3 protein-coding genes (1 of these 3 only partly in view) are annotated in these 15,003 nt (G+C 70.1%); all 3 read right to left on the bottom strand.

The genetic code is table 11. From position 1 onward, the window contains the following. Nucleotides 1-131: 131 nt before the first annotated feature. Nucleotides 132-923 (bottom strand): class I SAM-dependent methyltransferase, encoded by a 792-nt coding sequence (locus ACPCJR_RS10550; RefSeq protein WP_391512342.1) that lies wholly within the window; start codon nt 921-923, stop codon nt 132-134. 4 nt (nt 924-927) lie between these two features. Then, nucleotides 928-1,743 carry a 2OG-Fe(II) oxygenase gene (locus ACPCJR_RS10545; RefSeq protein ID WP_391512343.1) on the bottom strand — a complete coding sequence of 272 codons (816 nt, stop codon included), beginning with the start codon at nt 1,741-1,743 and terminating at the stop codon, nt 928-930. 179 nt (nt 1,744-1,922) lie between these two features. Next, nucleotides 1,923-15,003: the 3' portion of an LEPR-XLL domain-containing protein gene (locus tag ACPCJR_RS10540; RefSeq protein ID WP_423479146.1), read on the bottom strand. 33,014 nt of this gene lie beyond the right edge of the window; 13,081 of the gene's 46,095 nt are visible here — the last part of the coding sequence; the start codon falls outside the window, past its right edge; the stop codon is at nt 1,923-1,925.

The following is a 15,003-nucleotide window of genomic DNA, read 5'->3' as shown; positions in this document are numbered from 1 at the left end:
AGGGACCCGGAGGGACGCCCGATGCGATCCGGCGTGAGGGAAGCGAATTTAAGGCCTCGGCAGAACTTGGGAGATCCGATCGACGCGTCCCGCCCTCACATCGTCTCAAGGCTGCGGCAGCCGGATTCCTGTCATCCCCTGTCGAGGCGACAATAGAGGTAGTGCAGGCAGCCGAGACGGTGCAATTCCCGTAAGACGTCTCCACCGGTCGGCCGGCCATGTCGGTCCGAGGCGATGGTGTGATAGCTCGGCTCGGTGTTCGCGGTGGCGTCGGCGACCCGGAGGGTGAAGCCGGCGGCCTCCGCATCGCGCCGGATCGCGTCGAGACCCGCCCATTTGTCGGGCCAGGGGCCGAAGGCGGCTTCGAGCCCGTCGGCGAACCGCGCGATCCGCTCCGGCGGCAGCGGCGGCCGGGTGAGCACGATGTCGCTCATGACGAGAACCCCCTCCCGGGTCAGCACGCGTTGCGCCTCACTGAAGAAAGCGCGCCGGGAGGCGAAGTGGAACGCCGCCTCGACGCAGAGGAGCCGATCGAACGCGGCTCCCGCGAAAGGCAGGCGGCAGGCATCGCCCGCGACCCAGGCGGCGTTGCGCGGGCGGTCGTCACGGCGAAGTCCGACCGCGAGTTGGCGCGGATCGAGGTTGAGCCCGATCACGTCGACCTCGGGATCGCTCCGCCGGATCGCCCGCAGGGTGCCGCCGAAGCCGCAGCCGACATCGAGTACGCGGTGGCCCGGCGTGAGGTCGAGCCATGCGACGAGCGCCGCGCTCAATCGCTCCTGCGCCTGTTCGAACCCCGCTCGCGCCCGGGCCGGCCCGATCGCCCCCGGCTCGTCCCAGTGGCCGAGATGGACATGATCGATCGCCGCGCCCTCGGCGACCGCCGCGAGGAAGGCGTCGAAATAGGCCGGGATCCGCGTCACCCGCCTAGCCCCAGCAATGGACGGCGTCACCGGTGCGGGATCGGGCCATGAAGGAGCAGGCGGTCCAGCGCAAGCGGGCACCTTCCACCGGTGTGACCTGATGGAGGAAGCGGCCCGAGCGCAGGAGCACGATGGTCCCGGCCTCGACGTCGAAAGCGTGGCGGGCGAAGCGCGTGAGGTCGGGCTTCTCGCTCGCGCGATCGCGGTTCTGAAACCGGCCCGACCACGCCTCCGCCTTGGCGTCGAAGACTTCGAGCATCCCGCCGCGCTCCGCCTTCGACAGGGTCAGCACGAAGGAGAAGATGTCGCCCTCGACCACGCTGTCGAGGTGCCGGTAGCTCGGGCGATTCTTCTGTTCGTTGTCGAAATGCGGGGGGATGTAGCCGCCCTCATGATGCGAGCGCAGGGTCGTGGCCATGTAGGTCCGCCCATCGTAGAGGGCCGGCGGGCCGTAGGGCCGCCCGCCATCGAGGCGTGAGAGCAGGGCGAGGATGCGGGTCTCGAACCCGCCACATGGCGCCATCAGCTCGCCGAGGCTGCGCGTGAAGCCGGGCGCCATGTCGAAGTAGGCGCGCAGATCCGGATCCGCGAGGTTCAAGTTCATTCCATAGAAATGCGACCGGAACGGCGCCGGGAACGAGGTCGTGGGGAAGCCCGGCCGGTTGACCGCGAGGTCGGCGACGAGCGATGCGCATTCGGCGGGCGTCAGGACGTTGCGGATGACGACGGCCTGAAGCCCATCCTCCCGTAGACGCGTCAGCGCGTCGGCATGGGCCAATGCTTCAGTCGCATCGATCGAGATCGTCTGCAGAAACGACATCACCCCATCCCCTCGCCCGGCGGCCAGCGATCCTCGCCCCGACCCTCAGACCGGATTCGGCGGCGATCACCGGGGCCGGGCCGTCCGCGTTGCGGACGCGACCATGATCGAAGCTGCCGCCCGATCAAAGTCGGACGGCGGCTTCGAGGTCCGGCTGCCGGCCCCACGGCCGGCCGCGGTCACTTCGCGGATTGCGTCGGATCACCGAAGCGCTTGGCGAGGAAGAGGATGTCATCCTCGCTCTTCGCCTGTTCCACCAAGCTGCCCTTGGCCTCATCGAAGAACCACGTGTCGTACTTCGACGGGTTGGAGGCCGGCCGGCTGGTGCCGCGCAGGACGATGTCGCCGCCCTCGATGGAACGGATCACCTCGTTGGCCAGCAGCGGCTTGTGGGCGATCGCCTCGATCGTGGCCGGGCGACCGGCGACCGAGGTCGGCGTCAGGGTGTTGGCCGCCGTCGCCGAGAAGGACGGCAGGGTCACCCCGGCATCGAACGACCAGATCGCCCGCTTCTTGTGGAAGCCGATGATCTTGATGCCGCTGTCACCTTCGCTGACCTGATCCGCTCCGGTCTGCGACCCCTGCGGAACCCCGTATTGCGGTGCCGCAGCGTTGAGCCCGAACGGATTCGCGGCGGAAGCGCCGTAGGTCTGAGCGTAGGTCGCCAGCGACGGGGCACCCCATCTCCCGGCGACGGCGACGCCGTAGTGGAAGTTGAGGAACTGCGTTCCGACGCCGGCCGTGTTGATCACGCCGATGCTGTTCGGGAACATCAGCGGCGTGAAGCTTCCCTGCAGCATCCCGAGATTGGTGGGCAGCAGCACCGTGAAGGCGTTCGGCCCGACCATCTGACCGTTGGCATCGACCGTCGGCACGAGTGTCGCCTTCGCCCCGAAGATCCGGTTGTTGCCCGCACCGCCCGAGATGATGTCTTCACCGGCCTTGATCGCGCCGGCATAGACGCCGGAGGCCGGCTGCGCCGCGTCCGGAACGCCCAGGATGAAGCGGATGTCGAACAGCACGCTCTGCAGGTCGAACCCGGTATCCCTCGGAGCCCCGATCCAGCCGCGGTAGCCCGCGGTCAGACTCTGCTGGCCGCCGAAGCCGAACGGGCTCCTCCAGGCAAGGCCGCCGTAGAGCGGGTTGCGCCAGCTGATCACGCTCCCGGCCAGGGCGTCGAGGGCCGATCGGTTCCAGGCGTCGAGATCCCCCTCAAGGCCGGTCGCACCGGCGCCGAGCACGCGGGCTTCGACCTGGGCACGATCCTCGGCGAGGGTCGCGGCCGTGACGCGCCGGCTCTGCGCCGCATCGGCGGCCGGCAACTGGATGAAGCCGGTATCGCCGATCAGCAGATCGTTGCCGTCGCCGCCATCGATCCGGTCGTTCCCGCTCAGGAAGCTGTCGCCGCGCGAAGCGATGGAGACAATCCAGTGGAGGGCCACCGACCTCAGATCGACCGGGTAGTCCGCCGTCAGATGCTGCTGCATCGCGGAGAACCGCTCGGCGGCACGGGCCGCCACGGCCGCCTCGACCTGGGACGCCATGGCCGCGGTCGCGGGATCGTGGATCGCGAGGCCGTACGCCACGCCGGGCTGGAACAGGACGAGGGTGTCGCCGACCACGAGGTCGTCGCCCGCTCCGCCATCGATGCTGTCGTTGCCGATCGACACCACGTGGTTCGTGCCCGTGCCCTCCAACAGGCCGTCGGCGAGGATCTGGTTCAGCGGCCGTTGCGCCATCGTCTCCAGCTTCACCGTCACCGCGGCCTGCGCGACCCGGCCGGTCATGGCGAGGTCTGTGATGACCGAGCGCATGTCGGAAAGGGCGTCGCTGAGCGCGAGGGCCGCGTCGATGGACAGGCTGCGCAGCGGCCCCGATCCCTGCACGATGGTGCGGGCGGCATCGCCGACGATGAAGTCGTCGCCCTCGCCACCGGTGATGGTGTCGTTGCCGTAGGTGATCGTCCGGCTCGGGCCGCCCTGCAGGAGGTCGACACCGCGGCTGAGCGTGGCAAAGACGCCGAGCAGGTCGGAGACCGAGGCCGAAACCTTGTCGATCTGGCCGTTGAGCGCGGCGTAGGCCGTCACGTCGAGCGTGTAGGTCTCGCTGCTGTCCCCGTAGATCGTGTCGTTGCCCGCGCCGCCCTCGATGACGTCGTTGCCCGCCAGCACGTTGTTGGTGCCGTAGAGGCTCGGAACCAGCGAGGCGATGACGGTGAGCATCGCGCCGTCACCGCGCCGGATCGGATCGGACCCGGCGATGTCGGGCACCACGCCCGCCATCGAGGGATAGACCTCGATGCGCGGGGTACCGGCGCCGAACGCGCCGGGCAGGAGGTTGAGGGCCGGCACCACGACCTCGCCGCCGAGCGGCAGAACGAGGCCGGTCTCCGCCGCGGCACCGATCAGCCGGACGGCGTTGACGATGGTCGGCTTGTCGGAGGCGATCTCCGACAGGTTCGAGGCGCGGTCGCCGTAGATCAGGTCGTCCCCGGCCCCGCCCATCAGGGTGTCGTTGCCGCGCTGGCCGAACAGCACGTCGTTGCCGTCGCCGCCCGCGATGATGTCGTCGTCGGCCCTGGCCAGCGAGACGGTCAGTGCGGAGGTGGCCCAGGCTCCCCCCGCCGTGGTCAGGCGGGTGCCCGACCCGTCACGGGCGCCCACCGCGAGGACGAGGTCGGCCTGCGCCAGCGTCTCGGCGAGGTCGGCCGTGCGTGCAGCGGCCGACTGCGCGTCGGTGGCGATGGCGGCCGTGACCGTGCCGATCTCCTCCAGCACCACGTCGCGGTGCCAAGTGCCGTCGCTGTTGAGGACCGCCGCGCCGTCCGTCGTGAAGGCGCGAACGATCCGGCCCTCGTCACCGAGGAGATAGTCGACGCCGGTACCGCCATCGATCCTGTCGCGGCCGAGGCCGCCCACGATCTCGTCGGACCCTTCCTCCCCGTAGATGAGGTCGTCGCCCATCTGACCGAAGATCCGGTCATCACCCGCGCCGCCGGCGATCGCGTCGTTGCCGCCGACGAAGTCCATGAGGTCGAAGCGCAGCGCGTCGCGCATCACCGTGTCGGCGAAGGTGCCGGGATTGCGCTGCCACGTGACCGACTTCACGTCGTCCACGAGCACGTTGCGGGTGATGACGCCGTTGTCGCCGAGGATCACGTCCGCGCCGTCGCCGCCATTGATGAGATCGTCGCCGTCGGCCCCGCCGAGCACGTTGTGCCCGCCGGTGATGTCGTCGTCTCCCTCGCCGCCGGAGAGCATGTCGTCGCCCTGCTGGCCGTAGAGGAAGTCGTCGCCCGCGCCACCCTCGATCGTGTCGTTGCCGCCGCCATCGGTCGCCGCGGTGAAGATCGAGACCGCGCGCTGGTTCACCGGCAGAGCCCGGTCGTACAGCATGTGGTCGCCGAACAGCACGTCGTGGCCGCCGCCGCCGAGGATCACGTCGGCCCCGGTGCCGCCGGCCGCATAATCGTTGCCGTCGCCGGCTTCGATGCGGTCGTCGCCACCCGCCAGCGGATCGGTCGCCGCCACACGCCGGATCACCGCGCGACCGGCGGACAGGGCGAGATCCGCCCGGCCGTTGTCGCCAAGGATCATGTCGGCGCCCATCCCGGTAACGATCCGGTCCGCACCGATGCCGCCCAGGACGAGATTGTCGCCGTTGCCCGCCACAATCTGGTCGTCGCCGCCCGCGCTCGGGTCGATCGTCTCAAGCACGACCATGACGCCGCCGGAGAAGCTGGCCCGGCCCTGATCGCCGACGATGGAGTCGTTGCCCGTGCCGGTGGTGATCGCATCACCACCCAGACCGCCGAGGACGAGGTTGTCGCCATCGCCCGCCCGGATCGTGTCGCCCGCGCCGTTGAGGGCATCGAGCGTCGTCACCGAGGCGATCACGCCGAGTTCGAACCGGGCCTCGCCGCTGTCGCCCAGCACGATGTCCGCGCCGGCCCCGGTATCGATCGTATCGCTGCCGAAGCCGCCGAGGACGAGGTTGTCGCCCTCGCCCGCCCGGATCGTGTCATCGCCACCCAGAGCGGTGTCGATCGACACCGCCTGTGCGAGGCCATCGGCGTCGCGGCGCACGAGGCCGCTGTCGCCCAGGATCACGTCGCGGCCGGAACCGGTCTCGATCACGTCGGCATCCATGCCGCCGATGACGATGTTGGCACCCTCGCCCGCCTTGATCGCATCGCGACCGCCGATCCCGGCATCCAGGCTGCGCGCCTGGACCAGGCGACCGCCCGCGTAGAGCACCTCGCCGCTGTCGCCGAGGATAACGTCCGCGCCGATTTCGGTGGTGATCGTGTCGGCGCCGAAGCCGCCGAGGACGAGGTTGTCGCCCGCGCCCGCCTCGATGATGTCGTCGCCGCCCAGACCCGTGTCGGTGGACAGGATCTGCGCGAGCAGCCCGGCCGCATCGTAGCTGACGCTGCCGAAGTCGCCGAGGATCACGTCGGCGCCCTTGGCCGAGGTGATCGTGTCGGCCTCCGCGCCGCCCAGGGCGAGGTTGTCGCCGTCGCCGAGGTTCAGCGTGTCCTTGCCGCCGTCCGTCGGCGCCGTGGTGGCCACGCGCACCCGCACGCCGCCAGCGAAAACCGCCACGCCGTTGTCGCCGAGCACGATGTCGGACCCGCCGAGCGTCGTAATCGTGTCGACGCCAAAGCCGCCGAGGACGAGGTTGTCGCCCGCGCCCGCCTCGATGGCGTCGTCACCGCCGACGGCCGTGTCCAGGCTCTCGGCCCGCTCGACCAGGCCCTTCGCGTCGAAGCGGACCTGACCGGCATCGCCGAACACCGTGTCGCGGCCCGAGCCGGTGACGATCGTGTCGCCGCCGCCGCCGCCGAGCACGACGTTGTCGCCCTCGCCCGCGCGGATTTCGTCGGCGTCGCCCACGCCCGCATTCGTGGTGCGCACGAAGACCGGGACCAGGGCCGCGAGCGTCACCGCGCCGTTGTCGCCGAGGATCACGTCCGAGCCCGAGCCCGTCGTGATCGTGTCGGCGCCGACGCCGCCGATCACCACCGAACCGCCGTCGCCCACCACGATGGTGTCGCGACCGCCGACTTCCGGCGCCGTCGAGGTGATCTCGACCGGACGGGCGGAGGCGTCGAGATCGACGCTGCCGTTGTCGCCGAGCACCACCGAGCGGCCGGTGCCCAGGGTCAGCCGGTCGGCACCCGAGCCGCCGAGCACCACGCCGTTGCCGGCACCGAGCGTGACGGTGTCGTCGCCCGCAACGGCGACATCCGTGCTCTCGACCCGAACCGGGCTGCCGTTGACCAGCCGGACGAGGCCGGCATCGCCGAGCACCACCGCATCGCCGGACCCGCCGTCGATGAGGTCACCGCCGGCACCGCCGAGGATCAGCTTGCGGCCGCTGCCGAGCTTGATCGTGTCGGCCGCGCCGAGGGCCGGCGTCAGGCTCTGCGTCAGAGTGAGAACGCCCGCCGCGTAGTCGAGCCCGCCGCTGTCGCCGAGCACGGTCTTGGCGCCGTCGCCGGCCGTGATCGTGTCGGAGCCGAAGCCGCCGAGGACGATGTCGCTGCCGTCGCCGGCCGTGATCGTGTCGTCGCCGCCCAGACCCGTGTCGGTGGACAGGACCTGCTGGAGCAGGCCGGCCGCGTCGTAGCTGACGCTGCCGAAGTCGCCGAGGATCACGTCGGCATCCTTGCCGGTGGTGATCGTGTCGGCCTCCGCGCCGCCAAGGGCGAGGTTGTCGCCGTCGCCTGCCGCGATCGTGTCGGTCCCGCCGATCTCCACATCCGTGGTGCGGACGAGGATCCGCTTGCCATCGGTGCGGAAGGTGGCAAGGCCGTTGTCGCCGAGCACCACGTCCGCGCCGGAGCCGGCGGTGATGGTGTCGCTGCCGAAGCCGCCGAGGATGACGTTGTCGCCGTCGCCCGCCACGATCGTGTCGTCGTCGCCGCGGTTCGGATTGAGGCTGGCTACGCGCACGAGACGCCCGCCGGTGAAGCTCGCCTCGCCGAAGTCACCGAGGATGAGATCCGCACCCTTGCCGGTGGTAATCTCGTCACGGCCCACGCCGCCGAAGACGATGTTGTCGCCGTCACCGCCGCGGATGACGTCGCCTGCGCCGCGGCGCTCATCGGTGGTGTAGACCTCGCGGACGAGGCCGTTCTCGAAGGTCACGACCCCCATGTCGCCGAGCACGATGTCGGCGCCCGAGCCCGTGGTGATGTCGTCCGAACCGGCGGAACCGATGACGATGTTGTCGCCGTCGCCGGCCTTGATCACGTCGCGGGCGCCGTCATCCGGATCGGTCGAGGCGAATGCGACGCGCACGCCCCCCTCGAACAGCGCGGTGCCGTTGTCGCCGAGGATCACGTCGTTGCCGCCGAGCGTGGTGATCGTGTCCGTGCCCGCGCCGCCGATGACGACGTTGTCGCCACCGCCCGCCTCGATCACGTCGTCGTCACCGAAGGTCGGATCGAGGCTCTCGGCGCGCTTCAGGCGGCCCTGAGCGTCGAAGGTGAGGCGGCCATCATCGCCCAGCACGATGTCGGCATCGGCATCGTCCCGGCCGGCATCGATCGTGTCGGCGCCCAGACCGCCGAGGACGATATCGGCCCCCGCACCCGACCTGAGGACGTCGCGCGTTCCGCCATCGCGGCTGCTCTGGATGACGGCACGGATGCCGAGTTCGAACCGGACGAGGCCGTTATCGCCGAGCACGATGTCGCCGCCGTTGCCCGTGACGACCGTGTCGCTGCCCGAACCGCCGAGCACGATGTTCTCGCCGTCGCCGGCCTCGATCCGGTCGTTGCCGGCATCCGTCGTGTCGGTCGATGCGAACGCGACGCGCACGCCGGCCTCGAACACGGCGTAGCCATGGTCGCCGATGACGATGTCGTTGCCGCCGAGCGCCGTGACGACATCGTTGCCCGCGCCGCCGATGACGAGGTTGTCGCCGCCGCCCACCTTGATCTCGTCGTCGCCGCCGAAGCCGACATCGAGGGTTTCGGCCCGCGTCACCCGGCCCTGCGCATCGAAGGTGATCTGGCCGTCGTCGCCGAAGACCACGTCGGCGTCGGCGTCGGCTTGGCCGGCATCGATCGTGTCGGCACCGAGACCGCCGAGCACCACGTCGGCGCCCGCACCGGTGGTGATGACGTCGCGCGCGCCGCCATTGCGGTCGCTGACGATGCGGGCACGGATGCCGAGTTCGAAGGTGGCGAGGCCATTGTCGCCGAGCACGATATCCGCACCCGCACCCGTGGTGATGGTGTCGGTCCCTGAGCCGCCGAGTACGACGTTGTCGCCGTCGCCCGCGTCGATCCGGTCGTTGCCGCCATCGCCGGTCTCGGTCGAGGCCACCTCGACGCGAATACCGGCGGCGAACAGAGCGTAGCCCTGGTCGCCGAGCACGATGTCCCTGCCGCCCAGCGCGGTGATCACGTCGGCGCCCGTGCCGCCGATGACGAGGTTGTCGCCGCCGCCGACGTCGATGGTGTCGTCGTCGCCAAAGCCCGGATCGAGACTCTCGGCCCGCTTCACGCGACCCTGCGCATCGAAGGTGATCTGGCCGTCGTCGCCGAACACGATGTCGGCATCCGTATCCAGCCGGCCTGCATCGATCGTGTCCGCGCCCAGGCCGCCGAGCACCACGTCGGCACCCGCACCCGTGGCGATGACGTCGCGCGCGCCGCCATTGCGGTCGCTGACCACCCGCGCCCGGATGCCGAGCTCGTAGGCGACGAGACCGTTGTCGCCGAGGACGATGTCGCCACCCGCACCCGTGGTGACGGTGTCGCTGCCGGAGCCGCCGATCACGAGGTTGTCGCCGTCCCCGGCCTCGATCCGGTCGTTGCCGCCATCGGCCGTGTCGGTCGAGGCGAACTCGATCCGTACGCCGGCCTCGAACACCGCGTAGCCGTTGTCGCCGATGACGATGTCGCCACCGCCCAGCGCCGTGATCGTGTCGGCCCCGGTGCCGCCGATGACGAGGTTGTCACCGCCGCCGACCTTGATCTCGTCATTGCCGCCGAAGCCGGCATCGAAGCTCTCTGCACGGATCACGCCGCCCGTCGCGTCGAAGGTGACGTGGCCGTTGTCGCCGAACACGATGTCGGCGTCCGCATCGGCCTGGCCGGCATCGATCGTGTCGCCGCCCAGACCGCCGAGCACGAGATCCGCACCGGCTCCGGTGGTGATCGTGTCGGAGGCGCCGCCGATCCGGTCGCTGACGATCTCCAGACGGATTCCGTCTGCAAAGCGGATCGTGCCGTTGTCGCCCAGCACGATGTCTGCACCCGCGCCGGTCGTGATGGTGTCGGTGCCCGAGCCGCCGAGCACGACGTTGTCGCCGTCCCCGACCGCGATCCGGTCGTTGCCGGCACCCGTCGCATCAGCCGAGACGAAGACCACGCGCACGCCGGCCTCGAACTCGGCGTAGCCGCCGTCGCCGATCACTGCGTCGTTGCCGTCCAGCGCGGACACGACGTCGCTGCCGGCTCCGGCGATGACCACGTTGTCGCCGGCTCCGACATCGATCGTGTCGTTGCCGCCGAAGCCGAGGTCGAAGCTCTCGGCCCGCTTGACGCGGCCGCTAGCCTCGAAGGTGGCGCGACCGTCGTCGCCGAGCACCACGTCGTTGCCGCCGAGCGCCGTGATCCGGTCGGCACCGGTGCCGCCGACGACGATGTTGTCGCCGCCACCGACATCGATGCTGTCGTCGTCACCGAGGCCGAAATCCAGGCTCTCGGCGCGCTTCACGCGGCCCTGGCCGTCGAAGGTCACATGGCCGTTGTCGCCGAAGACGATGTCGGCATCGGCATCGTTCTTTCCGGCATCGATCGTGTCGGCACCCAGGCCGCCGAGGACGAGGTCCGCGCCGGCTCCGGTGGTGATCGTGTCGCCAGCGCCGCCGTCACGGTCGCTCGTCAGTTCGAGGCGGATTCCGCCTGAGAAGGTCACCGCACCGTTGTCGCCCAGCACGACATCGGCACCCGAGCCCGTGGTGATGGTGTCGGAACCCGCGCCACCGAGGACGATGTTGTTGCCAGACCCGGCCTCGATGCTGTCGTCGCCGCCGCTGGTGGGGTCGATGCTCTGAGCGAGCTTGACGCGACCCAGTTCGTCGAAGGTGACGTGGCCGTTGTCGCCGAAGACGATGTCGTCGTCGGTGTCGTCCTTGCCGGCATCGATGGTGTCACCGCCCAGGCCACCGATCACGAGGTCGGCGCCGGCACCGGTCCGGATCGTGTCGCGCGCGCCGCCGGCCGGATCGCTCTTGGCCTCGAGGCGGATTCCACCCGTGAAGGTCACGAAGCCATTGTCGCCCAGGACCACATCCGCGCCACCGCCTGCGGTGATCGTGTCGGAGCCCGCGCCGCCGATGACGATGTTGTTGCCGCCGCCGACATCGATGCTGTCGTCGCCGCCAGCGGTCGGATCGGTCGCCTCGGCGCGGATCACGCGGCCCAGTTCGTCGAAGGTGATGTGACCGCTGTCGCCGATGACGATGTCGTCGTCGGTGTCGTCCTTGCCGGCATCGATGGTGTCACCGCCCAGGCCACCGATCACGAGGTCGGCGCCGGCACCGGTCCGGATCGTGTCGCGCGCGCCGCCGGCCGGATCGCTCTTGGCCTCGAGGCGGATTCCACCCGTGAAGGTCACGAAGCCATTGTCGCCCAGGACCACATCCGCGCCACCGCCTGCGGTGATCGTGTCGGAGCCCGCGCCGCCGATGACGATGTTGTTGCCGCCGCCGACATCGATGCTGTCGTCGCCGCCAGCGGTCGGATCGGTCGCCTCGGCGCGGATCACGCGGCCCAGTTCGTCGAAGGTGATGTGACCGCTGTCGCCGATGACGATGTCGTCGTCGGTGTCGTCCTTGCCGGCATCGATGGTGTCACCGCCCAGGCCACCGATCACGAGGTCGGCGCCGGCACCGGTCCGGATCGTGTCGCGCGCGCCGCCGGCCGGATCGCTCTTGGCCTCGAGACGGATTCCGCCTGCGAAGGTCACGAAGCCATTGTCGCCCAGCACCACATCCGCGCCACCGCCTGCGGTGATCGTGTCGGAGCCCGCGCCGCCGATGACGATGTTGTTGCCGCCACCGACATCGATGCTGTCATCGCCGCCGGCGGTCGGATCGGTCGCCTCGGCGCGGATCACGCGGCCCAGTTCGTCGAAGGTGATGTGACCGCTGTCGCCGATGACGATGTCGTCGTCGGTGTCGTCCTTGCCGGCATCGATGGTGTCGCCACCGAGGCCACCGATCACGAGGTCGGCGCCGGCACCGGTCCGGATCGTGTCGCGCGCGCCGCCCGACAGGTCGCTCTTGGCCTCGAGACGGATTCCGCCTGCGAAGGTCACGAAGCCATTGTCGCCCAGCACGATATCCGCGCCGGCACCCGTGGTGATCGTGTCGGAGCCCGCGCCGCCGAGGATCAGGTTGGCACCCGCGCCGGCCAGGATCTCGTCGTCGCCGCCGAGCGTCGGATCGACGGTCTCCGCCAGCGAGACGCGGCCGAGGGCGTCGAAGGTGATGTGGCCGTTGTCGCCGAAGACGATGTCAGCGTCCGCATCGTCCTTGCCGGCATCGATCGTGTCGCCGCCGAGGCCGCCGATGACGAGGTCGGCGCCGGCACCGGTGACGATGGTATCGCGACCGCCGCCGCCGACGCGCTCGCTGAGAGCCTCGCGCAGGACGCCGTCCACGAAATCGACGGCGCCATTGTCGCCGAACACGAGGTCGGCGCCGATGCCGGTGGTGATGGTGTCGTTGCCCGAGCCGCCGAGCACGACGTTGTCGCCGTCGCCCGCGCGGATGATGTCGTCGCCCGCCACGCTCTCGTTCTTGGTCGAGACGCGCACCAGCTTGCCCTGCGCGAAGGTCGCCGCGCCGTCGTCGCCGAGGATGATGTCAAGACCGGTCCCCGTGGTGATGTCGTCGGCGCCGACGCCGCCGAACACCACGTTGTCGCCCTCGCCCGCCACGATGGCGTCGCCGCCGCCGAAGGTGGATTCCATCGTCTCGATCGAGACCAGAACCCCGTTCAGGAACACGGCGCTGCCGTTGTCGCCGAGGATCACGTCCGCGCCCGATCCGGTCTGGATCTTGTCGGCCCCGACGCCGCCGATGACGACGCTGCCGCCATCGCCGAGGGTGATCTCGTCGCGTGCGCCCGCCGTGGCGGCGGTGGTCGCCGCCTGGAGGACGCGACCCTGCGCGTCGAAGGTCGCCCCACCGTTGTCGCCGAGCACCGTGCTGCGGCCGTTGCCGGCGGCGATGATGTCGCTGCCCGAGCCGCCGAGGATCACGGCCACGCCGTCGCCCACGGTGATCGTGTCGTCGCCGCCGACGTTGTCGTAGGTCGTCTCGACCACGATCGGCAGGCCGTCGGTGGCGAGCCGGGCATGGCCGGCATCGCCGAGGATGACGTTGGTGCCGGTGCCGAGCTTCACGCCGTTACGGATGCCCGCGGTGATGCTGTCGCCGCCGGCACCGCCGATGACGGTGTTGCGGCCACTGCCGAGAGCGATCGTGTCCTTGTCGCCGACCTCGGGGCTGATGCTGGCGATCTCGACGATGATGCCGGCCTCGAAATCGGCCTGACCGCTGTCGCCGAGCACGACGTTGTTGCCGTCACCGATGGTGATCGTGTCGCGGCCCGTGCCGCCGAGCACGACGTTGTTGCCATCGCCGATGGTGATGCTGTCGTCGCCGCCGATCGCGGTGTCGAAGGAGAGCGCACGCTGGATCCGGCCGAGGGCATCGAAGGTGACGATGCCGTTGTCGCCCAGGATGACGGCGCCCTTGTCGCCGCCCTTGATCGTGTCGCCGCCCATGCCGCCGAGCACGACGTTGTTGCCCGCGCCGAAGGTGATGGTGTCGGCGCCGCCGATGGAGGGCGCCGTGGTGGCGATGCGCGCCAGCACGCTGGTCGTGACCCCATTCGTCAACGTCACGGTGAAGTCGGCCTCGCCGCTGTCACCGAGGATGACGTGGTTGCCCGCGCCGGTGGTGATGGTGTCGTCACCCGCACCGCCGATGATCCGCGAGGCGCCGTCCTCGGCCGTGATGATGTCGGCACCGCCGACCTCGGGCGTGATCGATTCGATGCGCTGGGCGCGGCCGTTGCGGAACACCGCCTTGCCGCTATCGCCCAGGATCACATGGTTGCCCGCGCCGACCTTGATCGTGTCCGCGCCCGCACCGCCGAGGATCGTGGTGTCGCCCTCGGTCGCCTCGATCGTGTCGTTGCCGCCGATCTCGGTCGCGGTCGAGGTCACCGTCGCGATGACGCCATCGACGAAGGTGGCCGAGCCGCTGTCGCCGAGCACGACTTGGCGGCCCTTGCCGAGCGTGATCCGGTCCGCGCCCGCGCCGCCGATGACGGTGACGTTGCCGTCCTTGGCGGTGACGGTGTCGTCGCCGCCGATGGCGGGATCGATGCTCTCGATCGAGACCAGCGCGCCGGCGGCGAAGCGGGCCTTGCCGCTGTCGCCCAGGATGACGTGGTTGCCCGCGCCGACATCGATGCCGTCCGAGCCGGCACCGCCAATGATGGTGGTGTCGCCGTCAGCCGCGGTGATCGTGTCGTCGCCGCCGATCTCGGTCGCGATCGAGGTGATGTCCTGGATCTTGCCGTTCGCGAAGGTGGCCGAGCCGCTGTCGCCGAGCACGACTTGGCGGCCCTTGCCGAGCGTGATCCGGTCCGCGCCCGCGCCGCCGAGCGCCGTGACGTTGCCGTCCTTGGCGGTGATGACGTCGTTGCCGCCGATACCGGGATCGATGCTCTCGATCGAGACCAGGACGCCCGCGGTGAACACGGCCCTGCCGTTGTCGCCCAGGATGACGTGGTTGCCCGCGCCGACGTCGATCGTGTCGGCACCGAAGCCGCCGATGATCGTGGTGTCACCGTCGGATGCGGTGATCGTGTCACCGCCGCCGATCGCGGTCGCGACCGAAGTGATGGTCGCGATCTTGCCGTCCGTGAAGGTGGCCGAACCGCTGTCGCCGAGCACGACCTGCGTGCCCTTGCCGAGCGTGATCGTATCCGCGCCGGCACCGCCGATGACCGTGGCGCTGCCGTCCTTGGCCGTCACGGCGTCGTTGTCGCCGATCTCGGGATCGATGCTCTCGATCGAGACCAGCGCACCCGCGGTGAACACGGCCCTGCCGTTGTCGCCGAGGATGACGTGGTTGCCCGCGCCGACATCGATCGTGTCGGCGCCCGCGCCGCCGATGATCGTCGTGTCGCCGTCGGATGCGGTGATCGTGTCGTTGCCG

Origin of the sequence: Methylobacterium sp. NPDC097929, assembly GCF_049543375.1 — a bacterium.
GTDB lineage: Bacteria > Pseudomonadota > Alphaproteobacteria > Rhizobiales > Beijerinckiaceae > Methylobacterium.
Note: the sequence above shows the minus strand (reverse complement) of the source record. Positions and strands in the feature narration are given on the sequence as shown.